Origin of the sequence: Roseateles sp. (genome assembly GCF_039929605.1) — a bacterium.
Lineage (GTDB): Bacteria > Pseudomonadota > Gammaproteobacteria > Burkholderiales > Burkholderiaceae_C > Pelomonas.
In genome coordinates, this window is sequence record NZ_JBDSQX010000157.1 from 22,105 (window position 1) to 44,232 (window position 22,128).

At 68.0% G+C, this 22,128-nt stretch carries 15 protein-coding genes; 3 read left to right on the top strand and 12 right to left on the bottom strand.

Annotated elements, in window-relative coordinates:
• Nucleotides 1–88: 88 nt before the first annotated feature.
• Nucleotides 89–1,369, top strand: coding sequence for a group II intron reverse transcriptase/maturase (gene ltrA, locus ABIS05_RS21720; protein WP_348013667.1), 1,281 nt, complete (start codon nucleotides 89–91; stop codon nucleotides 1,367–1,369).
• Between the two features lie 1,043 nt (nucleotides 1,370–2,412).
• On the opposite strand, the gene ABIS05_RS21725 is transcribed toward ltrA, so the two are convergent.
• From ABIS05_RS21725 to ABIS05_RS21740, 4 genes are read right to left on the bottom strand one after another with little or no spacing between them, the layout of a single operon-like run.
• A complete protein-coding gene (locus ABIS05_RS21725) occupies nucleotides 2,413–3,333 on the bottom strand; it encodes a hypothetical protein (protein ID WP_348063332.1) in 921 nt (306 codons plus the stop codon).
• A 46-nt stretch (nucleotides 3,334–3,379) separates the two neighbouring features.
• Nucleotides 3,380–3,958 (bottom strand): OmpA family protein, encoded by a 579-nt coding sequence (locus ABIS05_RS21730; protein ID WP_348013669.1) that lies wholly within the window; start codon nucleotides 3,956–3,958, stop codon nucleotides 3,380–3,382.
• A gap of 52 nt (nucleotides 3,959–4,010) precedes the next feature.
• Complete coding sequence (locus tag ABIS05_RS21735; protein WP_348013670.1) at nucleotides 4,011–9,491, bottom strand: YDG domain-containing protein; 5,481 nt, start codon at nucleotides 9,489–9,491, stop codon at nucleotides 4,011–4,013.
• A gap of 10 nt (nucleotides 9,492–9,501) precedes the next feature.
• The gene (locus ABIS05_RS21740) at nucleotides 9,502–11,127 is read right to left on the bottom strand and encodes a ShlB/FhaC/HecB family hemolysin secretion/activation protein (protein WP_348013671.1); all 1,626 of its coding nucleotides are present in this window, start codon (nucleotides 11,125–11,127) and stop codon (nucleotides 9,502–9,504) included.
• A gap of 145 nt (nucleotides 11,128–11,272) precedes the next feature.
• On the opposite strand from ABIS05_RS21740, the gene ABIS05_RS21745 reads away from it, so the two are divergent.
• Both ABIS05_RS21745 and ABIS05_RS21750 read left to right on the top strand, forming a co-directional pair.
• Nucleotides 11,273–11,572 (top strand): hypothetical protein, encoded by a 300-nt coding sequence (locus ABIS05_RS21745; protein WP_348013672.1) that lies wholly within the window; start codon nucleotides 11,273–11,275, stop codon nucleotides 11,570–11,572.
• 68 nt (nucleotides 11,573–11,640) lie between these two features.
• A complete protein-coding gene (locus tag ABIS05_RS21750) occupies nucleotides 11,641–12,009 on the top strand; it encodes a glyoxalase superfamily protein (protein ID WP_348013673.1) in 369 nt (122 codons plus the stop codon).
• Between the two features lie 373 nt (nucleotides 12,010–12,382).
• Here the strand turns inward: ABIS05_RS21750 and ABIS05_RS21755 are convergent, their stop codons facing one another.
• The 8 genes from ABIS05_RS21755 to ABIS05_RS21790 all read right to left on the bottom strand — a co-directional run bounded on the left by ABIS05_RS21755 (nucleotide 12,383) and on the right by ABIS05_RS21790 (nucleotide 21,935).
• Complete coding sequence (locus ABIS05_RS21755; RefSeq protein ID WP_348013674.1) at nucleotides 12,383–13,363, bottom strand: LysR family transcriptional regulator; 981 nt, start codon at nucleotides 13,361–13,363, stop codon at nucleotides 12,383–12,385.
• A gap of 158 nt (nucleotides 13,364–13,521) precedes the next feature.
• Nucleotides 13,522–14,274: a FadR/GntR family transcriptional regulator gene (locus ABIS05_RS21760; RefSeq protein ID WP_348013675.1), complete on the bottom strand. Its 753-nt coding sequence runs from the start codon at nucleotides 14,272–14,274 to the stop codon at nucleotides 13,522–13,524.
• A gap of 29 nt (nucleotides 14,275–14,303) precedes the next feature.
• Nucleotides 14,304–16,199 carry a glycoside hydrolase family 97 catalytic domain-containing protein gene (locus ABIS05_RS21765; protein ID WP_348013676.1) on the bottom strand — a complete coding sequence of 632 codons (1,896 nt, stop codon included), beginning with the start codon at nucleotides 16,197–16,199 and terminating at the stop codon, nucleotides 14,304–14,306.
• Between the two features lie 13 nt (nucleotides 16,200–16,212).
• Nucleotides 16,213–17,154 carry a glycoside hydrolase family 43 protein gene (locus ABIS05_RS21770; protein ID WP_348013677.1) on the bottom strand — a complete coding sequence of 314 codons (942 nt, stop codon included), beginning with the start codon at nucleotides 17,152–17,154 and terminating at the stop codon, nucleotides 16,213–16,215.
• On the bottom strand, nucleotides 17,151–18,674 hold the full coding sequence (locus tag ABIS05_RS21775; protein WP_348013678.1) for an alpha-N-arabinofuranosidase: 1,524 nt from the start codon (nucleotides 18,672–18,674) through the stop codon (nucleotides 17,151–17,153). The genes ABIS05_RS21770 and ABIS05_RS21775 overlap by 4 nt, the downstream gene beginning before the upstream one ends.
• A 111-nt stretch (nucleotides 18,675–18,785) precedes the next feature.
• Nucleotides 18,786–20,117: an extracellular solute-binding protein gene (locus tag ABIS05_RS21780; RefSeq protein ID WP_348013679.1), complete on the bottom strand. Its 1,332-nt coding sequence runs from the start codon at nucleotides 20,115–20,117 to the stop codon at nucleotides 18,786–18,788.
• Nucleotides 20,114–20,950: a carbohydrate ABC transporter permease gene (locus ABIS05_RS21785; RefSeq protein ID WP_348013680.1), complete on the bottom strand. Its 837-nt coding sequence runs from the start codon at nucleotides 20,948–20,950 to the stop codon at nucleotides 20,114–20,116. The genes ABIS05_RS21780 and ABIS05_RS21785 overlap by 4 nt, the downstream gene beginning before the upstream one ends.
• An 85-nt stretch (nucleotides 20,951–21,035) precedes the next feature.
• Nucleotides 21,036–21,935, bottom strand: coding sequence for a sugar ABC transporter permease (locus tag ABIS05_RS21790; RefSeq protein ID WP_348013681.1), 900 nt, complete (start codon nucleotides 21,933–21,935; stop codon nucleotides 21,036–21,038).
• Nucleotides 21,936–22,128: the final 193 nt, after the last annotated feature.

Genomic DNA, 22,128 nt, shown 5'->3' on the forward strand with positions numbered 1-22,128 from the left:
GAGACGCAAGGAGCAGACGCAGCCGGCCTCGAATGCATCAATGACCCCGTCCGGGGGAGATGCGACGGCGGTCGGCGCGCACCGAGCCTTGAAACAAGACGAAGCAAAGCAAGACATGCTCGACGAGGTACTGGCCAGCGACAACCTGGCGCGCGCTTGGAAACGGGTCAAGTCCAACAAGGGGGCGCCGGGCATTGACGGCGTGACCATCGAGGACTGGCCCGCCCTTGCACGCGCACACTGGCCGGCGCTGCGAGAGCAGATCAAACAAGGGCGCTACATGCCGCAGGCGGTGCGAAGGGTCGAGATACCCAAGCCCGACGGCGGCAAACGCTTGCTGGGAATTCCCACGGTCACCGACCGCGTGGTCCAGCAAGCGATTGCCCAGGTGCTCACGCCGATCTTCGATCCGACGTTCTCGGATTCGAGCTTCGGCTTTCGACCGGGCCGCAACGCACACCAGGCCATTCGGCAGGTGCAGGCATTCGTGGGTGACGGCTGCCGTATCGCGGTGGACATCGACTTGGCCAAGTTCATCGACACCGTCAATCACGACGTGTTGATGAACCTGCTCGGGCGAACCATCGCCGACAAACGGCTGCTGGCTCTGATCGGGCGCTACCTGCGCGCCGGGGTGCTGGTCGGTGAGCACATCGAACCCAGCGACGTGGGCACGCCTCAAGGCGGGCCTTTGTCGCCACTGCTGGCCAACATCCTGCTGGACCAACTCGATCGAGAGTTGCAACGGCGGGGCCACCGGTTTGCGCGATACGCGGATGACTTGGTCATCCTGGTTAAAAGCCAGCGTGCCGCCGAGCGGGCGATGCGCAACATCACGCGGTATCTGGAACACACCCTCAGACTCAAGGTCAACCCTGCCAAAAGCAAGGCCGCGCCGATGAGCGACTGCGCCTTCCTGGGCTTCACGATCAAGGGCAAGAAAATCCGCTGGACCGACAAGGCGCTGGCGAACTTCAAGCACCGGGTCAAGGAACTCACAGGGCGCAGTTGGGGCGTCTCCATGGATTACCGGCTGGAGAAGCTGGGGCAATGCGTGCGGGGCTGGACGGCGTACTTTGGCATCAGCCAGTACTACAGGCCAGTACCTGAACTGGACGACTGGATCAGACGGCGCCTGCGCATGTGCTACTGGAAACAGTGGCGCTGGGTACGCACGAAGATCAAGCATTTGCTGGCCTTGGGCGTGAGCCTGAAGTCGGCCATCCAGCACGGTGTCAGCAGCCACGGCTACTGGCACATGGCACGAACCCCGGTAACGCAGCAGGCGATGTCCAATGCGTGGTTGAAAGCGCAAGGCTTGGTCAGCGTCAAAGAGCTGTGGTGCAAGGCCCAGGGCTATTCGACATAACGGCTTCGTCGAGCGTGCCAACTGGTTGAACCGCCCACTGCGGACCCGCACGGTGGGTGGTGTGGGGGCTGGGAGCTAGAAACTCCCGGCTACCCGATTAGACCTCACCGTGCTCACGGCTGAGAGGCCGTCGCGGGTGGCGAGATAACGACCGATCCTTCGCGGGCTTCGTCGCCGACGAATGCGACAGCTAGCGTAAGCACAACCGGTACAACCAGCGCAATGGCCACGGCTCCAAGTCGCGCAACAAAGGCGGCTCGCCGAAAGCGCCAGTAGGCTGCACCCGCCAATACGAGAGAGACTAGCCAAAGTATCAACATAGGTTGCCGATGATTGCTGGGGTCTAACGTGTTGTCGCCAGTCTGCGTAATGCAGCTGGTGTCTGCGTATTGAAGAGGGTCAGATCAATGACAAGTGCTTGATTCATCGGCAATTTCTCCGCAGGGTGCTGCAATTTACATCGAGATTCTGCTGGCGAATGCTGTCACTCGCGGGGCATGCGGCCGGCCGGCTGCAGCGGCACACCCATGGGGCGCAAGGGGTCGGATGTAGTGAACAAGCTCGGTAGGCTAATGGGGTGAGCCCGGCGAACCCCAGCGTTCACTTCGTTCCTCGCGCTCTGCAACATGAGCCAGCGCGAGGTGCTTTGCGGCGCCCGAGCGACGCTGACTTGGTATTCCTGATGAGCCCGGCGTGCAGCCGGCGTTAAGCGGCGTGAAGGTTCGATGAGCCGCGCTCGTCATAGGGACAGCCGCGAGAGCGCAGCGGGTCGCGTCTGGGTGCAAACCGAGCGGTTGCTTTCGCGCGCCGCTGCTGGCGCTGTGACGCCGGTGTGCGGTTCAGGGCCTCTTCTTTGGTGGGACGGACTCCCGGCAATGCACCGAGCGAGCACTGCTATCCGCCAAAGCATCCAACCCGAGCAACCAGCCAGCCAAAGCCCACTACCCTCCCACCCCATGCGCCACCTGACCTTCGACCTCACCGACAGCCTCCTAGACCCGCTTCTCAACGGACTCGCGACCTGGCCTCTTCAAGCCTGAACGTCACTCCCCCGCCGGCATCCCCTGCCTGAACCGCGCCCGCAGGCCTTCGAGCTCGCTCGCGCCAATGCCCAGCGCCGCAGCGTCGAAGTCGCGGGTGTCGGGCGTGTGCATCAGCAGGGCCTGGGTCTCGTTGACCATCAGGGTCTCGTCGGCTGGGTCGTAGCCCAGCTGGTCAAGGTAGCGGCGCCAGGTCTGGCGCTCCGTTTCGGACAGCAGCCGGGTCCAGAAGTGCCGGCAATGGTCGCGGTAGCGGGCGTCGGTGAAGTAGCGGCCGTGGCTGAGTTCATGCCTCAGCACGGACTCGCGGCGCTGGCTGTCCATGCCTTCGTCCTGCGGGGTGGCGGGGTCGTCGGCCTGCTCGGCGCTGAAGCTGATCAGGGCGCGGTCGGGCTGGCCGCTGAACTGGCCGGGCGCGGCCGCGTGCAGCAGGCCAGCGTCCAGCAGCAGCTGGCGCAGCCGCAGTTCGTTGGCATTGAGCGCCACCTGCTGGGCCTGGGCCAGGTTGAAGAACCTCGCCAGGTCGTCGGCGCGATAGTCGTGGCCCAGGAAATAGCTGGCCTCGTTGTCATCGGCGGCGGCCAGGGCGGCCCGCAACCCGGCGTCCGTCAGCACCTGGTCGCGGCGCGCCCCGCCCTTTTCGAGCAGGGCCGCAGCGCGGTTCAGGGCCCGGCCCTGGGCCCACAGGTTGGGGAACTGGATGACCAGCACGGCGCCCTTGCCGTGCAGCCAGCGCAGCTGCCACTCGGCCTCAGGGCGCAGCGCCAGCAATTCAGCCACCGACGCCAGTTCGACATGGGGTGGCGATGCCGGCAGCGGCGGCTGCATCTCGCCACCGGCGTGGCGCATCAGCAGGCCGACACTGGTCCCGGCGATCACGAGGAGCAGCAGGCCCAGCGAGATCAGTCGAGCAGGGCGTACCACTCGGACGGGGCGGACCGGGTGCAAGGCGCAGCCCCGCAGGCGCGCGTCAGCCGCGTGTCGTGACGAAGGTGACGCGGCGGTTCTCGGGCGCGTCGGCCTGGTTCTTGTTCAGGGGCTCGGACGAGCCCTTGCCGACGGCGTTGAGGCGATCCGGCAGGATGCCGTGTTTGCTGACGAGGTAGTCGGCGACGGCCTGGGCCCGTTGCTGGGACAGTCGCTGGTTGGTCTCGGCCTCGCCGCGCGCGTCGGCATGCCCTTCCACGCGGAAGGAGAAGCCCGCCAGGGTGTCGGTCTGCAGGGCGCGCGCCATCACGTCGAGCTGGCGCTGGGCGTCGGCGCTGAGGGCGGCGGCGTTGGTCGCGAAGGTGATCAGCAGGCTGGCCTTGCCGGGCCCGGCCTTGACGGGCGGCGCGCCCGGCTTGCTCGCCGGGCGAAAGCCCCGCATGACGCCGCTGGCGGCTTCGGGCGGTTCGATGGCCAGGGCGTCGACCAGGGCCGACTCGGTGACCTGGTTGCCCTTGAGCACGGGGTTGGCGGCGGGGCCGGTCTGCGCCTGCGCCGCAGCGCCGCAGCACAGCATCAGCAGCGAAGCCGACCAAAGGGTGAATCGTTTGAAAGAGTTCATCGGAGGTCTCCTGCGAGGTGGCGATCAGCCTGGGTGGCCGACCGATGCGGATTCATGGTTTGGCGGTGTCCAGCTGGCGGCGCTCGAACAGGTAGTCACCCCCCTGCTGGTGGCCGGCTGCGGCCGCGTATTGCGGGCGTTGCGGCAACTCGCGCGCCACCGCGAAGCGTACGCGCTCGAAGACGTTGCCGCCGGGCTGCCAGCCCGACACCTTGCCGAGGGTGTTCATCAGGTTCCAGGCGAAGGGCGAATGGCCGTCCTTGCCGCTGTCGAACACGGGCTCGTTGCCGCCCGAGGACATCACGACGACGCTGCGGCCGGCCAGCAGCGTGGCCGGGTTGGGCGTGCCCGGCACGGCGCGCAGCCGCTCGCCACTGGCCAGGGCCCCCGAGTAGCAGCTGTCGGAGATCAGGGCCACCTGCGAGGCGTCGATCTGGTTCAGCAGCCGGGTGATGTCGCTGTTGGACAGCCAGCTCTCGGCCTCGTCGGCCCGGCTGTCGACCAGCTGCCAATAGCCGTGGCGTTCGCCCTGGCCCTCGCCCTGACCCTTCGCGTCGACCAGCTCGCCGTGGCCGGCGTAATAGACCACCACCGAATCGTGCGGTCCGGCCTCCACCGCCATCTGGTTCAGCGCCGCGATGAGGGACGCGCGGGTGGCGTTTTCGATGACGACGGTTTCATAGCCGAGCTGGCTTTCGAGCAGCTGGCCGACGGCGCGCACGTCGCCGACCGCATTGGCCAGGCTGGGCACGCGCGGGTCCTGGTAGGTGCCGGCGCCGATCAGCAGGGCCATCTTGCGCGTGATCTGGGGCAGGGCCGCCTGCCGAACGGGCCGCTTGCCGAGCTGCGAGAAGTCAGGCGTGGTGGCGGGCGCCGGTGCCGCCGCAACAGGGGCCACGGGGGCCGGCGGGGCTGCGGTTGGGGTGGATGCGGCGGGTGCGGCCGCCGGTGACGGCGTCCCGGTGACCGCCGCGATGCGCAGGGCCTGGGCCTGGCGCTTGAGTTCCTCGGTCAGCAGGCATTTGCCTTCGGCCAGCTCCTGCAGGCTGCGGCAGCCCGGCAGGTCGGCCAGGGTCGGGTCCTGCTCGAGGCGGCGGATGGCCGGCGCGAACAGGCTTCGCTTGTAGGCATCCCGCGCGCCGAGCAGGGAGACGAGGCCGCCCTCGGACATGTCGCTAACGGGTTGCGGGCCGAAGGCCATCGCCGCTTGGCTGGCGCTGGTTTGCGGCGCGACCTTACTGGCCGGGCGCGGGGCCGTCATGTCCAGCAAGCCGGTGTCGCGCGGTGTGAAGGCGGGTGTGTCGGGCAGGGCGGCCTGCAGCGCGCGCGCCAGGTTCGCCGTGCCGGTCTGGGCCGTGTCCTGGGCCGGGCTGACGCTGGGGTCGATCTGCAGGGCCTGGGCATTGCGGCTGTCCTGCACGAAGACGTAGTTCGCTGCCGAGAGCCCGCTGCCGTTGATGGCGTAGATGCCGGGCAGCGCGCTGGTGGCCACACCGGCCTGATACGTCGCGGTGCCGGTGGTGGCGTTGCCAACGGCGTCGCTGCCGAGGAAGCCGCTCACCGTGCCGGTGAAGGTGGGGAAGGCCGCGCCGCTCAGCATCAGGGCGGGGTCGGCCAGGTAGGTCAGCGTGGCCGGCGTGATGCTGGCCGTGACGTTGCCGGCCGGCAGCTGGAACTGGTAGTTGGCCGCCAGGCCGCCATTGCTGCCGTCGCTGAGCTGGTAGCTGGCCGTCACGACCTTGGCCGTGCCCACGTTCTTGTTGGCGAAGGCGCCGGTGCCGGCCACGCCCACGGTCTCGCTGCCGATGAAGCCGGTGATGCCGCTGACGCTGACCGTGGCGCCGGTGGTGGTGTCGTAGACCTTGTTGGCGGCGCTGACGCTGCCGGCGAGCGTGGCCGGCGTGATGTTGGCGGCCAGGCTGGTGGGCGCGGCCAGCAGGTAGTTGGCGGCGTCGGCGCCGGACAGGCTGAAGCCGCTGATGCTGACGGCCTTGCCGGTGCCGACGTTCTTGTCGGCGAAGGCGCCCGTGCCGGCATTCAGCGTCACCTGGTCGCTGCCCAGCGGCGTGGCGCCCAGGCCGGTGAGCTGGGCCACGGTCGTGCCGTCGTAGCTGCGGCTTTGTGCCGTGGCGGTGAAGGTGAGCGCGGCCGGGGTGATGCTGGCCGCGAGGCCGGTGGGCGCGACGAGCTGGTAGTTGCCGGCGTCTGCGCCCGTGAGGGTGGCGCCGCTGATGGAGACCGGCTTACCCGTGCCGACGTTCTTGTCGCTGAACGTCGCCGTGCCTGTGTTGAGCGTGAGCTGGTCGTTGCCCAGGGGCGTGATGACGATGTTGGCGAGCGTGGCGGTCGGCTGCGCGTCGTAGACCTTGTCCTGGGCTGTGCCGCTGAAGCTGATGGGGGCCTGCGTGATGTTGGCCGTGATGTTGCCCGTCGGCGGCTGGAACTGGTAGTTGGCCGCCAGGCCGCCATTGCTGCCGTCGCTGAGCTGGTAGCTGGCCGTCACGACCTTGCCCGTACCGACGTTCTTGTTGGCGAAGGCGCCGGTGCCGGCCACGCCCACGGTCTCGCTGCCGATGAAGCCGGTGATGCCGCTGCCAGTGACCGTGGCGCCGGTGGTGGTGTCGTAGACCTTGTTGGCGGCGCTGACGCTTGCGCTGAGCAGGGCCGGCGTGATGGTGCCGATGGCGGCGCTCAGCAGCGTGTAGCCGTAGACCGGATGGCCGGTGGCGTCCATGAATTGCGGCGCCGCGCTGAAGCTGGGGGTCACGGCGCGCGTGCCGACGTCCTTGCTGGAGAAGTTGGCCGTGTAGCTGGGGGTCGAGCCCATCGTGTCGCCGGCCACGTCCAGCGTGAAGCTCAGGTTGCTGAGCGAGGCCTGGGTCGTGCCGTTGTAGGCACGCGGGGCCACCGTGCCGTTCATGGTGGCGTTTTGCACGTTGAAGGAGGCCACGCCGCTGCCGACGTCGGTGGCCGTATCGGCCACGGCCTTGGTGCCGTAGCGCTGGAAGTCGTAGTCCAGGCCGCCGAGGTTGATGCTGGGGTTGCCGGCGGGGTCGAAGCTCCAGATCAGCCAACGCCCGCTGGAGTTGGAGTCGGTCCTCAGCGCGTTGCTGCCGGCCTTGTTGTCGAAGAAGCTGGTCGGGTTGTTGGCCGGGCCTTCGATGAGGATGGTCGGGCCGTGGAGCGAGGTCGTGCCCAGCAGTTGGGTCGAGAAGCTGCGCACGTGGATGAAGTTGGCCGAGAGCGAGCTGTTGTCGAGGGTCAGCGTGGTGTCGCTGAAGAGTTCGACCGTGCTGGTGAAGGCCGCGGCCGTCATGTTCAGGTCTCTCAGCAGCGCGCCGCCGCCCAAGGCGGTCAGCGTGAGGTTGGCGATGAGCGAGAACATGTCGCTGCCGCCGCCCATGATCGTCAGGGCGTTGAGGCCGCCCGGTGTGTTCTGGCCGGTGGCCTTGAAGTCGCGAAAGTTGATGTCGATCAGGGTGCTGCTGGCCGAGTCCGACGTCATGTACAGGCCGTAGCCGGTGCCGGTGGACGTGCCGGTCAGCGTGATGCTGGCGCCATTGAGGTAGACCTGCGGGAACTGCTGGTTGGTGATGTAGAGGCCGTCCGTGCCGGTGCCGGTGATGCTGATCGCCCCATTGCCCTCCTGCAGGGTCAGGTCGTTGATCTCCACGCCGCGGCCCTGGGTCGAGCTGCCGGTGACGGTGAAGTTGTTGATGGAGCTGCCGGAGTTGCTGCTGCTCATCGCATCGGTGGCGAAGAACACGCCACGGCCACCGGCTTCGGCCGTCCTGCCGTTGATGGTGACGTTGCCTGCGGGGCCGTTGCCACCGGCTTCCGTGGTGAGGTCGATCGCGACGATCTTGACGCCGTCAGGCATGCCGGCGTGTCCCACGGCCGGGCCGCCGCCAGGGCCGCCGATCATGAGGTTGCCGCCGCCGGTCGAGACGAAGCTGTTGTTGATGCTGACCGCACCGACGCCGCTCCCCGCCGACTCCAACGACACGTTCAGCGGCGCACCGCTGCTGGCGATCTGGGCGTTGTCCAGCACGATGTCGCCGGCGGCCTGCAGCGTCAGCGTGACCGGCGCGTTGTTGGAGGGCGTGATGTTGGCGCTCGTGACCGTGATATTGCCGGCCTGCGTGCCGCCGGTGCCGGTCGAGACCGTGACATTGGTGCCCGCAGTCAGCGCGGCGTTGAGGGTGGCCGTGGTGATCACCGCGTCGTTGGCGGTGGCGGTGAAGCTGGCGTCGAAGCCGGTGTCGACGCCGCTGCCGCCGTCGGTGATGGTGATGTTGTAGGGGTCGAGCAGCCAGGTGCCGGCACGGCCGCGCGGGGCGCTCACGTCCAGCCGCGCGGGCCGCGCGTCCAGCCAGCCGCCCGAGGTCTCGATCAGGCCGCCGTTGCCGCCGAGCGCGCCGCCGCGGGCGCTCAAGGCACCGTAGGCGCGCGTCGCCAGATCGCTCCAGAGGACGATCTGCCCGCCGTCGCCCCGGCCCAGCGCATCGGCCGACAGGCTGGCGCTGCGGCCGAGGAAGAGGGCCCGGGCATTGGGCACGGCGGCATCGCGCCCCTGGGCGTCGCCGCCCGCGAGAATGGTGCCGCCGCCGTCGCGGCCCGACGCGCTGACCGAGGCGCCGTCGAGCACGCCGACCTCCCGGCCGAGCAGCTGGACACGCCCGCCGCCACCCGCCGCCGCGTCCGCGCTCGTGACGCTGCCTGCGGCCAGCGTCAGGCGCTCGCTGGCCTTCAGCACGACCTCGCCGCCCGGCCCCACCGACAAGTTGTCGGCGCGCACCAGGCCCTGCTGGTTGACGGCCGCGCCATGCACGTCGATGCGCCCGCCGGCCGCGCTGAGCGTGCCCAGGTTGAGAACATCGCCCTGCGGCGCCGTGATCCTGACGGCGAGATTGGGCGCACCGGTGTCGACCAGCTCGACGCTGCGCCCCGCAGCCAGCAGCACCTGCCCGCCGGGGGCCTCGATGAGGCCCTGGTTCTCGACCGAGCCCCCCACCAGGGCCACGCGGCCGCCCAGGCTGGTGCGGATTTCGCCCTGGTTGACGATGCCGGCTGCTGCTGCGCCGCCGCCGAGCACGTAGCGGCCGGCGAGCCAGTCCTCGTTGGCGATGTTCAGTGTCGAGGTGACGAGGCCGGCCACGTCGACGCGGGCGCCCTGGCCGAACAGCACGCCGTTGGGGTTGAGCAGCCAGACGCGCCCGTTGCTGCTCAGGCTGCCGAGGATGGCCGAGGGATCGCTGCCGGTCACGCGGTTGAGGACCTGGCTGCTCGCGCTGGGCTGCACGAAGCGCACGGCATTCTGGGTGCCGATGGAAAAGCTCTGCCAGTTCAGGATGGCGTTGGCCGAATTCGTCACGGTCAGCACGCCGCCCTGCGTCTGCGCTGAAGCCTGGCCCGCCGCGACCTGCAGCCCGCTGGGCAGGGTCTGCTGCGCCTGCGCGCAGGTGGCCGCCAGGGCCAGCGCGGCCGCCAGCGGGAGGAACCTCAGATGTCGCGGCAAGATGACTCGGTTCATGGCTCAGGCCTCAGTGAAAGCTGTAGGTGGCGCTCAGGTGCGCATGCGGCTCGTGCCGGCCCGTCTGCAGGCCTGGTTTGAGCGTGTGTGCCAGATCCAGGCGCAATTGCAGCCCGGCGATGACCATGCGGGCGCCCAGGCCCACCGACGCCAGCGCACAGCTCGACTGCCCGTCGCGGCAGGGCGTGCCGAGGCGGTTCCAGACCTTGCCCGCATCGACGAAGAACAGGCCGCGCAGCTGGGCCTGCGTGCCGCCCACGAGCGGCGCGAAATCGGCGGTGAGCGCCTCCACCGAGCCCAGCAGGCCCTGGTCGCCGATCAGCTCGCGCTCGCCGTAGCCGCGCACGGCGTTGGCGCCGCCCAGCCCCAGCTGCTCGCCGGGCACGAGGGCGTCGGGGCTGGCCTGCCCCTGCAGGCGCCACTGCAGCTGCCAGCCGGCCGGCAAGGCGCTGGCGCGGGCCGCCTGAAACTTGAGCACCATGAAGCCGGGGTTGGCGCCCGGGCGCACCGCCTGGAAATCCGCGGCGCGGCCATGGGTGCCGCCTTCCAGGTTCTGCGACAGGGTCAGCGCCAGGCTCGCCGGATCGCTGCCCGTCCAATTCAGCTGGTAGTCGACCGACAGCGGATGCACGGTCACGCTCTCGCCGGCACTGCCGCAGGCACCCGCCGGCAGGCCCTCGATGCTGCAGTTGTTGAGATAGGCGCGCCGGTCCAGCCCTGCGGCGAGCCGCTGCACCAGCTCGCCGTTGCGCGCGAGCCGCCCGCCCAGCCGCATGCCCAGCACGTCGCCCTTGCCGTCGAACTGCAGCGGCCCCGCCACCGTGGCCGTGCGGCCGCCGTCGACATCGGAATGCGCGGCGAAGACATCGAGCATCAGGCCGGCGCCGTACAGCGGCACGCGGTAGCCCGCGCTCAGCACCGACACCGAATCGAGCTTTTCGGGGGATGTCTGGTACTGCAGCGTCAGCACATGGTCCAGCCCCCAGAGCTCGGCGCTCTGATAGCCGACGGTGGTGCGCATGCGGCCGGTGCTGGCGTTGCCGGTGTTGTCCAGGCCGAGCGTCCAGCGCGCGGGCGGCTGCTCCTTGACCAGCACCTGGGCGTCCACCTCGCCCGGCTGCGCGCCCGGCTCGAGCGACACCGCCACCTGGCGCGCGGGGTTCTCGTTGGCGAGCTGGATCTGCGCGTCCAGGCGCTGAGGCTGCGGCGTCAGGCCTTCGCGCAACAGCGGCAGGCTGCGCCGCAGCGCGGCCTCGCTGGTGCGGGCGTTGCCGCTGAACGTGATCTTGCTGAACCGACCCTCCAGCACCGCGATGGTCAGCGTGCCGGGCGCCGGGCTCTGCTCGGGCAGATAGGCGACCACCCCGCCGTAGCCGGCCTGTCGGTACAGCGCCTGCAGGGCCGCTGCGGCCTGCTGCAGTTCGGCCAGGCTGTGTTCGCCCTTGAAGGGCTCCAGGGCTTGCTGCAGCTGGGCCTCCGGCAGCAGCGTATTGCCCGTGACGCGGAACTGCTGGACGTTCAACCGCGCCGGGACGGCCTCGGCCGCAGCGGGCTGCGCCGTCGCGGCCCCGGCCGGCGCTAACGCCAAGGACAAAATCAGCAACGGCAGCGTGAGAGGGTGAGGATGCTTTTGCATGTCGTGACGATCTTGGCCTGTGAACGCTCGTCTGCGCGAGAGCCCGAGCCCGCCACGCCACGAGCGCGGATGCTACTTGCCAGGAACGCCAGCAAGAGGGCCCGACTTATCCGCTAACAATTTGGCCAGTAACAGCCCACGCCGCATGCGCCACCTCAGCTTCGACCTCACCGATGGCTCCGACGACGTCCTCACGCTGGACGCCATGGCCTCCACGCGCGAGGCCGACCATGCGGCCGTGATGGCCGAGGTGGCGCAGGTGCTGGCCTGGGCGCAGGCCGAGTTCGGCGGACGCCAGGGGCCGGTGGAGGACGGCAACGCCTGGGACCACGAGCTGCTTGTGCAGCACGAGGCGGGCGGCTGGCTGACGGTGACGCTGACGTTCAGCGCCTCGGCCGAGTTCGCCGAGGCGTTTCAGGCGGCTTTCACTGACCCCGACGACTGACGGCGCGCTTCACCGTCCCGGTCCCTGCGCCTTGCCCGTCGCCACGCCAAGCCTTCACACTGCGCCCCATGCAATTCGACCAGACCACCCCCATCCTGCGCAGCTTCGACGAGGCCAAGGCGCGCGAGTTCTATGTGGACTTCCTCGGCTTCACGGTGGACTTTGAGCATCGCTTCGAGCCGGGCATGCCGCTGTACATGCAGGTGTCGCGCGGCGACTGCGTGCTGCACCTGAGCGAGCACCACGGCGACTGCTGCCCGGGCGCCGGCATGCGCATCCGCGTCAGCGACATCGATGCCTTCCACGCGGAACTCAGCGCCAAACACTACGGCCACGCGCACCCGGGCATCCACGACACCCCCTGGGGTTCGCGGGATGTGTCCGTGACCGATCCGTTCGGCAACCGGTTGACGTTCACGAGTGCGGTGAGCACCTGAGCGGCGCCGTCAGCGAGGCGGGTCGCGACCTGCCCGACAGCGTGGTCGCGGCGCCCGAGCGCCGCTTTCTTTGGCATTCCACGTGAGCCCGGCGTGCAGCCGGCGTTAAGCGGCGTGAAGGTTCGATGGCTGGCGCTCTTCACAGGGACAGCAGCGAGAGCGAAGCGGGTCGCGTCTTGGCACCAAGGTAGTGAGTGTTTTCGCGCGCCGCTCCTGGCGTTGTGATGCTCGCGCGCGGTTCAGGGCCTCTTCTTTGGTGGGCTTTCTTCTGGCCCCGCAGAAGAAAGTTACCCGGCCGCCGGGACGGACTCCCGGCAATGCAGCGAGCAGACGCACGTGTCGCAAAAACAGCCCCACCACCCCAGCCGAATGATCAATACAAATCCCGCGCAGCGAGCCGAACCTCATGCAACAACTGCCTCGCCCCCGGCGACATCAGATGCCCTTCACGCGTGATGATCCCGAACGCGTCCATGTGACAGGGCAGCTCGATCGGCAGGATCGCCAGCACATTCAGCGACGCGTAATAACGCGCCACTTCGACGGGCATCACATGCAATGAATCCGTCTGCTGCAACAGCGCGGTGATCAACAGCAATGCCGTCGTGTCGACGTTGTTGGCCGGCGGCTCCAGCTCAGCCCGGCGGAACATCAACTCCCATCGATGCCGCAACACACTCCCGAGCGGCGGCAGGATCCAGGGCTGGTTGGCCAGGTCGGCCAGCTTGAGGTTGTCGACCTTCAGCAGCGGGTGGCCAACGCGCGCAACGGCGCAAGCGGGCTCCACCGTCAGCTCCTCGTAGTGCATGCCGGCGGCGCCTTCCTCCTCGACGATGCGGCCGATCATGAAGTCCAGCTTGCCCCGGCGCAGCAGGTCCAGCAGCACCTTGCTGCTGTCCATCTGCACGCCGATGCGCAAGCGAGGCGCCTGCAGCTTGATGCGCGAGATGGCGCGCGGCAGCAGGCCCATGGCCGGGGTCATGATGACGCCCACTTCGACCTGGCCCGACAGGCCGTGCTTCAGCGCGACGATGTCGTCGTGTGCGGCCGACAGAGACGTTAGCGCCATGCGCGCGTGGCGGATCATCGTCTCGCCGTAGAGCGTGGGCTCCATGCCGCGCGGGTGACGCTCGAAGAGCTTCACGTCCAGCATGTCCTCCAGGTCCTTGAGCTGCTTGGACGCGGCCGGTTGCGTCATGCACAGCGCTTCGGCGGCACGGTGGATGTTGCGATCGTCGTCCAGCGCGATCAGCAGCAGCAGCTGGCGCGTCTTCAGCCGCGCGCGCAGGAACCAGTTCGGGTTGGGGCTGAGGTCGGTCAGGCCGCCGTTGTCATCGTCGTCGTCGCGGGCCATGTCAGTCCTTCGTCAAGCCACGCGCCAGTGGCAGACGGGCTAAGAAAATGCCAACACAGCCACAGAGACACAGAGGCACAGAGAACAAGCCGCTCTCTCTGTGCCTCTGTGTCTCTGTGGCTATGTTCCTGAACCTGTGCAGACGGGGCAGTCTCATCTCAGGCGAGATTGACGCGGCCATCGGCGGCCAACACGCTGTTGATGTCGTCACCCGTTTCATCCAACTGCACCAGCGTGGCCTGGCGGGCGCCACGCGGGTCGCGGGCCTGCAGGGCCGTCAGGATGGCCTTGTGGCGCGGCAACGAAAGCTCGTGCGTGTTGGGCAGCTGGCTGGACAGCGTGATGGACTCGCGCAGCGCCAGCGACAGCATGTTGCCGATGTAGGCCAGCAGGTCATTGCCCGTGGCCTCGGCAATGCGGCGGTGGAAGGCCAGGTCGGGCTCCAGCAGCTGCTCGGTCGTTTTGGCGGCGGCCATGCCTTCGTAGGCTTTGGCGATGGACGCGAGCTGCTCGTTCGTCGCGGCACGGGCGGCGAGGGCTGCGGCGGCGGGCTCGAAGATCTGGCGCACTTCCAGCAGCGTCTGCACGAAGTCGCGCTGCGGCTGGGCCTGGATGAGCCAGTACAGCACGTCCGGGTCCAGCAGATGCCACTCGTTGCGCGGCCGCACGATGGCGCCGGCACGCTGGCGCGACACCACCAGCCCCTTGGCCACGAGCACGCGCACCGCCTCGCGCAGCACCGGGCGGCTGATCTCGAAGCGCTCCAGCAACTGGGCCTCGGGCGGCAGCTTGTCGCCCGGCTTCAGCTCCCCGCCAACGATGGACAGGCCCAGCTCGCTGACGATGCGGCCGTGCTGGCTCTTGCCCTCGGTCTGGGCGCTGTAGGTGGAGTGGTCCGCTCGGGTTCGCATGGGCGCCTGGCTGGTCAGTAGAGCCTTCATTATCGAAAGCGCGCCACGAAGCCGCCCTTGGGTGCCAGCGTCAGTTGGGCTGCCGGTGCCGCGAGCTTGCCTTCGGTGAACTCGCGCTCGCCGGCCCCGTCGGTGATGAGCTGGCCTTCGGCCTTGCCCAGCCAGCCCAGGTCCAGTTGCACGTCGCGAGGCTGGCTGTCTGCGTTGAGGCCGGCAATGAACCACTGCTTGCCGGCACGGCGCGCGATGACCACGAACTTGCCCGGCTCGCCGTCCAGGAAGCGAACTTCGTCCCAATGGCGCGGCAGCTCGCGCAGCAAGCCCTTCACATAGGCCGGCACGGCGGCCATGCCGTCGGGCGTTTCGGCGAAATGCTGGATACCGGAGAGGAAGAGCACGCTCTCGGCCAGCTCGAAGCCGTTGCGCGTGGTGCGCTTGATGTTGGGGTTGTCGCCGAACACCATGGGCGTGAAGTCCATGGGGTCGAACAGGTTGCGCGTGAAGGGCAGCATCGCGGCATGCGTGGCCACGGCGTCCTGGTCTTCCTGCGTGAAGGTCGTGAACTCCAGGCCGCGCACCGCCTCCACCGTCATCAGGTGGGGATAGGTGCGGCTCCAGCCGCGCGGCAGCGTGGCGCCGTGGAAGTTCATCAGCAAGCCGGCCGCGGCCGATTCCTTCAGCAGGTCCACGTAATAGGCAATCATGGACGCGCCGTCGCCACCGAAGAAGTCCACCTTCAAGCCCGCCACGCCGATGGCCTTCATGCGCGCGAACTCGCGCTGCCGGTCGGCCGCGGTCAGCAGCTTGCCGCGGGGCGTCTGCGGGGCGTCGTTCCAGTCGCCCGCGGAGTTGTACCAAGCCAGCAGGCCGATGCCCTTCGTGCGGCCGTAGTCGGCCAGCTCCTTCATCTTCGCGTCGCCGATCTGGCGGTCCCATTCGGCGTCCACCAGCGTGTAGTTCCAGTGCATGTCGGCCGCGTAGTCGATGAAGCGCTTCTGCACGTCGAAGACGGTGGCTGCATCCTTCAGCAGCGCCCAGCTCCAGGACGCGTGGCCGGGCTTGAGCTTGTTCTTGTCGAAGGGCACCGCTGGGGCGGCGAGGTCGGTGCCGAGGGTGGACTCCATGACCGTCTTCAGCGGGCCGATGGCAAGCACGCGCCAGGGCGTGGTTAACGGGCCATTGATGTCGGCGAGCAGATGGCCGCCGGTGAAGACCTCGCGCGGATCGGGCAGGCCGATGCGGTAGATGCCGCCGGTCGAATCGGCCTGCAGGCGCGACGCGTGGAAGCGGCCGTCCATGCCGGCTTCGGTCAACGCCACCCAGTTGGCGCCGCTGCGGAACAGCGCGGGGAAGATCCAGCCCGCCGGCATCGGCGACGGCGTGCCGACGGCGATGTCCACCTGGTAGTGCTCTTCATAGGACGGGTTGGTGCGCGCGAAGCCCGTCTTGGCGACGGACATGGGCTGCAGCCAGGCGCGGGCTTCGGGCGCGAACGCGAAGCTGGTCAGCTCGTCCTTGAACTGTTTGCGACCCGCGCCGTCCACCGTGTAACGCAGCGCCAGGCCGTCGTTGGAGGCGCGCAGCGTCAGCACGAGCTTCTGGCCGGCCGCGTTGGCGACGGTGAAGCGCTGCTCGTTGGCGCGGTAGTCGACGCTGCTCTTCTTGCCGGCGGCGAGCGTGTACTGCTCGCGGTGGGCCTTGATGGGCGACGTGGCGACGAGCTTGAGGCCGTTGGCGAAATCGCCTTGCTCCAGCACCAGGCCCAGGCGCGAGGGCAGCAGCACCGGCTGGCCGGCACGTTGCACCGTGTAGACCAACTGCTGTTCGGCATTGATGGAGACGTCGACCTGGAGCTGGCCGTCGGGGCTGCCCAAGGCTTGAGCCAGAACGGGCAGGGAGAGCAGGAGCGAAGCGATGAGGCGCATGGTGTCGTTGTCGTCAGAGTGAATAGGGACCGTCGGCGGCAGGCGTGCCGAAGTCGGGGAAGCCGTCGTCGCGCCAGCCAAAGGCTTGCAGGCGTGCGTGGCGGTGGGGGTCGTTGAGCGGGTCGCCGACGATGTCGCGGTAGTTGCGCGCGTGATAGACCAGCAGGTCGGTCTGGCCGTCGGGCGTCGTCGTGAAGCTGTTGTGGCCGGGGCCGAACTGGCTCACCGTCTCATCGGTTTTGAACACCGGCGTGGGCGACTTGTGCCAGCTTGCCGGGTCGAGCAGGTCGGCGTTCTCGCCGGCCCACAGCAGGCCCATGCAGTAGTTGGCGTCGGTCGCGGCGGCCGAGTAGGCGATGAAGACGCGGCCGTTGCGCTTCAGCACGGCCGGGCCTTCGTTGACGTGGAAGCCGATGCGCTCCCAGGCCAGCTCGGGCCGCGTGATGACGACCGGCACGCTGGCCAGCGTCCACGGGTTGGCCAGCTCGGCGAGGTAGAGATTGCTCTCGGTCGGCGGGCTCTTCTGCGCCCAGCACAGGTAGCGTTTGCCGCCGTGCTCGAAGGGCGTGGCGTCCAGCGAGAAACCTTCCTCGGGCGTCGCGATCTGGCCGCGTTCGATCCACTCGTCCTTCAGAGGGTCTTGCCCCAAGCATTCGAGGACGTACATGCGCAGCTTCCAGATGTCGCCGCGCTCGGCCGCCGCGAAGTAGACGAACCAGCGACCGGCAATGCGGTGCAGCTCGGGCGCCCAGACGTGCCAGCTCATGGGGCCGCTGTCGTGCTTGTGCCAGATGGTCTTGGTGGGCGCGGTCGCCAGGCCGGCGATGCTGTCGGCGCAGCGCAGCTCGATGCCGTCATAGCTGGGCACCGAGGCCGTGAACCAGTAGCGGCCGTCGACGAGGCTCAGGTGCGGGTCGGCGCGTTGTTCAACGACGGGGTTGTTCCAGCTGTTCATGCGCGCTGCGCTTTCGTGACGATGACGTTCCAGGAGGCGGGCTTGAGCTTGACGCGCAGTTGCTCGCCGTCGATGGCGATGCTGTCCAGCGCTTGCGGCGCGACGCGGTCGGGCGCGTCGGCGGTGTTGGTGGCTTGCAGGTCGGCGCTGTGCAGTTGCTCGGCTTGAACCAACTCGCGCTCGGTGCCCAGGCCGCGCAGCGTGATGGACAGGTCCATCTCGTCGCTAAGGCTGCGGTTCAGCAGGAAGACGGCTGTCTGCCCGGTCGCCGCGTCATCGACGACGCTGGCGCACAGATAGGGCAGCTCGCCGTGCTTGGCATTGGCGAAACCGGGCGATTCGATGACCGGCCGCAGCACGCTGCCTTTGGCCCAGCGCGCGGCTTGAGCGAAGGGGTGAAAGATCGTCTGCCGCCAGGCCGGGCCGCCGGGCTCCGTCATGATGGGCGCAATGACGTTGCAGAGCTGAGCCATGCACGCCACTTTGAGCCGGTCGGCGTGGTTCATCATCATCGTCAGCATGCCGCCGACGAGCAGGGCATCCTCGAACGTGTAGACCTCTTCCAGCAGCCGCGGCGCCTCGGGCCAGCCCGCCTGCTTCAGGTGCTCGCCGTGGCGGGCCCGGTACCAGACGTTCCATTCATCGAAGGACAGCATCAGCCGCTTGGCGGACCGCTTGCGCGCCGCCACCGCATCGGCAATGGCGACGGTGTCCTCGATGTAGTGCGCGTTTGTCTCGATCTGCGCGAAGAAGCTCTCGGTGCTGTCGTCGCTCGGGGGCTTCACGAAGTAGCTGTGCAGCGACAGGTAGTCCACCTGCTCGAAGCAGTGCTCCAACACGCGGTCTTCCCAGGCGCCGTAGGTCGGCATGTCGTAGGCCGACGAGCCGCAGGCCGCCAGCTCCACGTTCGGGTCCACCATGCGCATCAGCTTGGCGGTTTCCTGGGCGATGCGGCCGTACTCGTCCGGTGTCTTCTGGCAGATTTGCCAGGGGCCGTCCATCTCGTTTCCCAGGCACCAGAACTTGATGCCCAGCGGCGCCTCGGCGCCATGCGCGCGGCGCAGGTCCGACAGCGCTGTGCCACCCGGGTGGTTGCAGTATTCGAGGTAGTGGCGCGCTTCGTCCGGCCCGCGCGTGCCGAGGTTGACGCCGAACATCGGCTCGATGCCGACCTGCTCGCACCAGTGCATGAACTCGTGCGTGCCGACCTGGTTGGTCTCGGTCGAGAACCAGGCCAAGTCCAGCCGGCGCGGGCGCTCGGCTTTGGGGCCGACGCCGTCTTCCCAGTTGTAGCCCGACATGAAATTGCCGCCGGGGTAGCGCACGATGGTGGCGCCGAGTTCCTTCGTCAACTCGATGACGTCGCCACGAAAGCCGTGCTCATCCGCCGTCGGGTGGCTGGGCTCGTGAATGCCGTTGTAGACGCAGCGGCCCAGGTGTTCGACGAAGACGCCGAACAGGCGGCGGTCCAGCGGCGCGAGGTCGAAGTGGCGGTCGACGGTGAGGGTGGCTTTGAACATCAGGTGGCCTGCGGCAAGAGAACACAGCCACAGAGGCACAGAGACACGGAGAGGGCGTCATCCCGCCGCCTCTGTGCCTCTGTGCCTCTGTGGCTTTGTTTGGTTTTCATGTCAGCGGCGAGCCTTCTGCAGCGCCTTGTTGACCCGTTTCTCGACGCTGGCCTGCACCTCGTCGACCGGCTTGCCCGAGATCATCACGTTGGCCACGTCCTCGCCGATCAGCAGTTCGATGGCGCGCTGCGTCGGCACGTTGCCGGGCATGCCGGCGCCGGTCTGCGTGATCTCGGTCAGCGCCTCGCGCAACGGCAGCGCGCGGAAGGCCGCACTCTCGGCCACGCTCTTGCTGACCGGCAGGTGGCCCGTGCGCGACCACTCGGCCGTGTGCTCCCAGACGAACTTCAGGAATTTGACGCTGGCCTCGTGCGCCTTGGCGTCCTGGGTGCCGCCCTTGAACAGCGCCCAGGAGTGGCCGTCGGCGAACACGGCGGGCTTCTCATAGAGCTGCGCGAACGGCCGCACCGTGTAGCTGTTCAGGATCTTGGACTCGGGCTTTTGCGACTCGCGCAGGAACTGGTCGATCGTCCAGGTGCCGACGACAACGACGCCCGCCTCGCCGTTCAGGAAGGCCTGGTTGGCGGCCGCGTAGTCGAGGTTGGGCCGCACATGGCCTTCGCGGTAGAGCGTCTGCATCAGCGTCAGCGCGTTGACGACGGCGGGCTGGTGCATGTCTATGGTCTTGCCGTCGTCTGAGAACAGCTTGGCGTTCTGCTGCGCGACCAGCGTCAGGAAGGTGCGGTCATTCGCCGCCGTCTCGTTGGCCACGGCCCAGGCGAAATAGGGCTTGCCGGTGCGCTGCTTGAACTGCCGCGCCTGCGCCAGCAACTCGTCCGGCGAGCGCGGCAACACGGGCTGGCCATCTGCGCCCGTCAGGCCGGCCTTCTTCATCAAGCCGGTGTTGATGTGCCAGAGCCAGGCCCAGGTGTCGAAGGGCAGCGCGTAGGTCTGGCCGTTGAACGAGGTGCCACGGCGTGCGTGCTCGGTGAAGTCGTCTACCGGCACGCCGACGCGCTTGAAATCGTCGTTCAGCGGCAGCACCAGCTTGCGGCGCACGTAGTCGCCCAGGGCCGACTCGTGCATGACGGCGATGGCCGGGATGTCCTTGGCCACCAGCCGCGCGGTGAGCTGGTCGTAGTAGGGGCCCCACTCGCCGATCTGCGTCTTCACGACGATGCCGTCGGTGTTCGTCGCGTTGAACTCGTTGACCAGCGCCGTGACGATGCCGCACTCGCCGACGCCTTCGGAGGCCTTGACCACGTCGCCGAACTTGGCCTCGCAGCTGCCGAAGAAACGCATCAGCGTGATCTCGGTCTTGCCGGCTTCCGGTGTGCGGGCGCCGCAGGCGGCAAGCAGCGCCGCGCAAAGAAGAAGAGCGACGCGCTTCATGACTTTCCCGTGCCCGCCACGGCCGTGACCAGGTGGCGTTGGAAGAAGAGATACAGCATCAGCGCGGGCATGCCGGCAAACACGGCTTGCGCCATCAGGAAGCCCAAACCTTCCGACTGCGCGAAGTTGGTCTGCGTGGACGCGAGGCCGCGCGTCAGCGTGTACATGTCCGGCTGCGTCGCGATGACGAGCGGCCAGAGGTAGTCGTTCCAGCAACCCAGGAAGGTGAAGATGCCGAGCGTCGCCTGGGCCGGCAGGCTCAGCGGCAGGATGATGCTGAAGAAGGTCTTGAGGCGCGACGCGTTGTCCAGCAGCGCGGCCTCTTCCAGCTCCGTCGGAATGGCCTTGAAGTACTGGGTCATCAGGTAGACGCCGAAGGGCGCGGCCATGCCCGGCAACGTCAGGCCGGCAATGGTGTTCTGCAGGTTCCAGTCCGAGAACAGGCGGTGCAGCGGGATGAAGACCGACTGCGCCGGCACGGCCAGGCCGAACATGACCAGCGCGAATAGCCACTTGCGGCCGGGGAACTCGCAACGAGCGAAGCCGTAGCCGGCCAGCGACGACAGCACCAGCACGCCGACGGTCTGCAGCCCCGCGACGAGGGCGCTGTTGCCCAGCCAGCGGAACACTTGCGAGGTCTGCAGGATGTCCGCGTAATTGGCCAGCGTGTAGGGCGGCGCGAGGAAGACGTCGGTGCGCGTCAGCAGGAACTCGTTGGGCTTGAACGACAGCGCCACGACCCACAGCAGCGGCGCCATCCAGACGAGGGCGAGCAGCGTCAGCGCGACCATGACGGAGCGGTCGAACCAGCTTCTCCTGAGCAGCGGGTTCATGTCTGCCCCTCGCTCCATGAGTACATTGATCGATCCCCCGGGGGGATGCAGGCCGGCTTGGGAGCGGCCCGGCGCTCGGCCTGCTTCATCGCTGACCTCCTGTCTTGTCGCGCTCAAGCCAAAGCTGCGTCGACACGCCGATCAGCATGATGGCCAGCAGCACCTGTGAAGCCGCAGTGGCATAGCCCAGCGAGAGCTGCATGAAGGCCTGTTCGTAGATGAACTGCACGACGGAGCGTGTCGTGTTGTTGGGGCCGCCGTTGGTCATCAGCATGATCTGCGGGAAGACCTGGAACTGGCGGATCACCTCGATCAGCGCGACGAGGACGATGGCGCGTTTGAGGCTGGGCAGCGTGATGTGCGTCAGCACACGCCAGCGCGGCGTGTTGTCCAGCGCGGCGGCTTCGTAGATGTCGCCCGGGATCTGCTGCAGCGCCGACAGGAACATGATCATTGGCAGGCCGATGATCCACCAGACGGTGACGAGGGCCACGGTCAGCAGGGCGAGGTTGTCGCTGGTCAGCAGCGGTAGTTCGGGCAAGCCGAGCGCCGCGAAAAACTGCGCGATGAGGCCGCGTTCGGGCATCAGCGCGAGTTTCCAGACGAGGGTGATCAGCGTCACCGAGAAAACCGACGCGCAGAAGAAGGTGGCGCGCAGGAAGGTGGCGAGCTTGCCGGGGCGGTTGACTGCCAGGGCCAGCGTCAGCGACAGGATCACGAAGATCGGTGTGCTGATGAGGACGAAGCGGATGGTGTTCCACACGACCTGGTGGAAGACCTCGTCGCCCCAGAGTTCCTGGTAGTTGGCGAGGCCGATCCAGATGCTGTCGTCGGACAGCAGGTCGTGATCGTGGAAGCTGATGAAGATGCCCTTGGCCAAGGGCCAGAGCAGCAGCGCCGCGTAGACGGCGACGAAGGGGAGGACGAAGAGGGCGTAGGCGGGGCGGGAGGCACGGAGGCCGACGGTGGGGGCGGCCGTGCTCATGGCGAAACCTTCAGCAGCGCGTGAGACTGGTGCCGGGAGTTCGCCCCGGCGGGCGACTCACTTTTTGGGCCGCCAAAAAGTAAGCAAAAAGCTCCCCCCTGACCGCCCCGCCCTTCGCTGCGCTTCGGGTTCCCTGCGGTACTCAGCCCCGAAGCCCCGCGCCGAACTCGCGTCGCTACGCTCTGCTCAAACA

Coding starts and splice junctions, on each gene's coding strand:
- ABIS05_RS21785 (WP_348013680.1), bottom strand. CDS start 20,950: ATGAACCCGCTGCTCAGGAGAAGCTGGTTCGACCGCTCCGTCATGGTC.
- ABIS05_RS21740 (WP_348013671.1), bottom strand. CDS start 11,127: ATGCAAAAGCATCCTCACCCTCTCACGCTGCCGTTGCTGATTTTGTCC.
- ABIS05_RS21770 (WP_348013677.1), bottom strand. CDS start 17,154: ATGAACAGCTGGAACAACCCCGTCGTTGAACAACGCGCCGACCCGCAC.
- ABIS05_RS21730 (WP_348013669.1), bottom strand. CDS start 3,958: ATGAACTCTTTCAAACGATTCACCCTTTGGTCGGCTTCGCTGCTGATG.
- ABIS05_RS21765 (WP_348013676.1), bottom strand. CDS start 16,199: ATGCGCCTCATCGCTTCGCTCCTGCTCTCCCTGCCCGTTCTGGCTCAA.
- ABIS05_RS21780 (WP_348013679.1), bottom strand. CDS start 20,117: ATGAAGCGCGTCGCTCTTCTTCTTTGCGCGGCGCTGCTTGCCGCCTGC.
- ABIS05_RS21760 (WP_348013675.1), bottom strand. CDS start 14,274: ATGCGAACCCGAGCGGACCACTCCACCTACAGCGCCCAGACCGAGGGC.
- ABIS05_RS21790 (WP_348013681.1), bottom strand. CDS start 21,935: ATGAGCACGGCCGCCCCCACCGTCGGCCTCCGTGCCTCCCGCCCCGCC.
- ABIS05_RS21775 (WP_348013678.1), bottom strand. CDS start 18,674: ATGTTCAAAGCCACCCTCACCGTCGACCGCCACTTCGACCTCGCGCCG.
- ABIS05_RS21745 (WP_348013672.1), top strand. CDS start 11,273: ATGCGCCACCTCAGCTTCGACCTCACCGATGGCTCCGACGACGTCCTC.
- ABIS05_RS21735 (WP_348013670.1), bottom strand. CDS start 9,491: ATGAACCGAGTCATCTTGCCGCGACATCTGAGGTTCCTCCCGCTGGCG.
- ABIS05_RS21750 (WP_348013673.1), top strand. CDS start 11,641: ATGCAATTCGACCAGACCACCCCCATCCTGCGCAGCTTCGACGAGGCC.
- ABIS05_RS21755 (WP_348013674.1), bottom strand. CDS start 13,363: ATGGCCCGCGACGACGACGATGACAACGGCGGCCTGACCGACCTCAGC.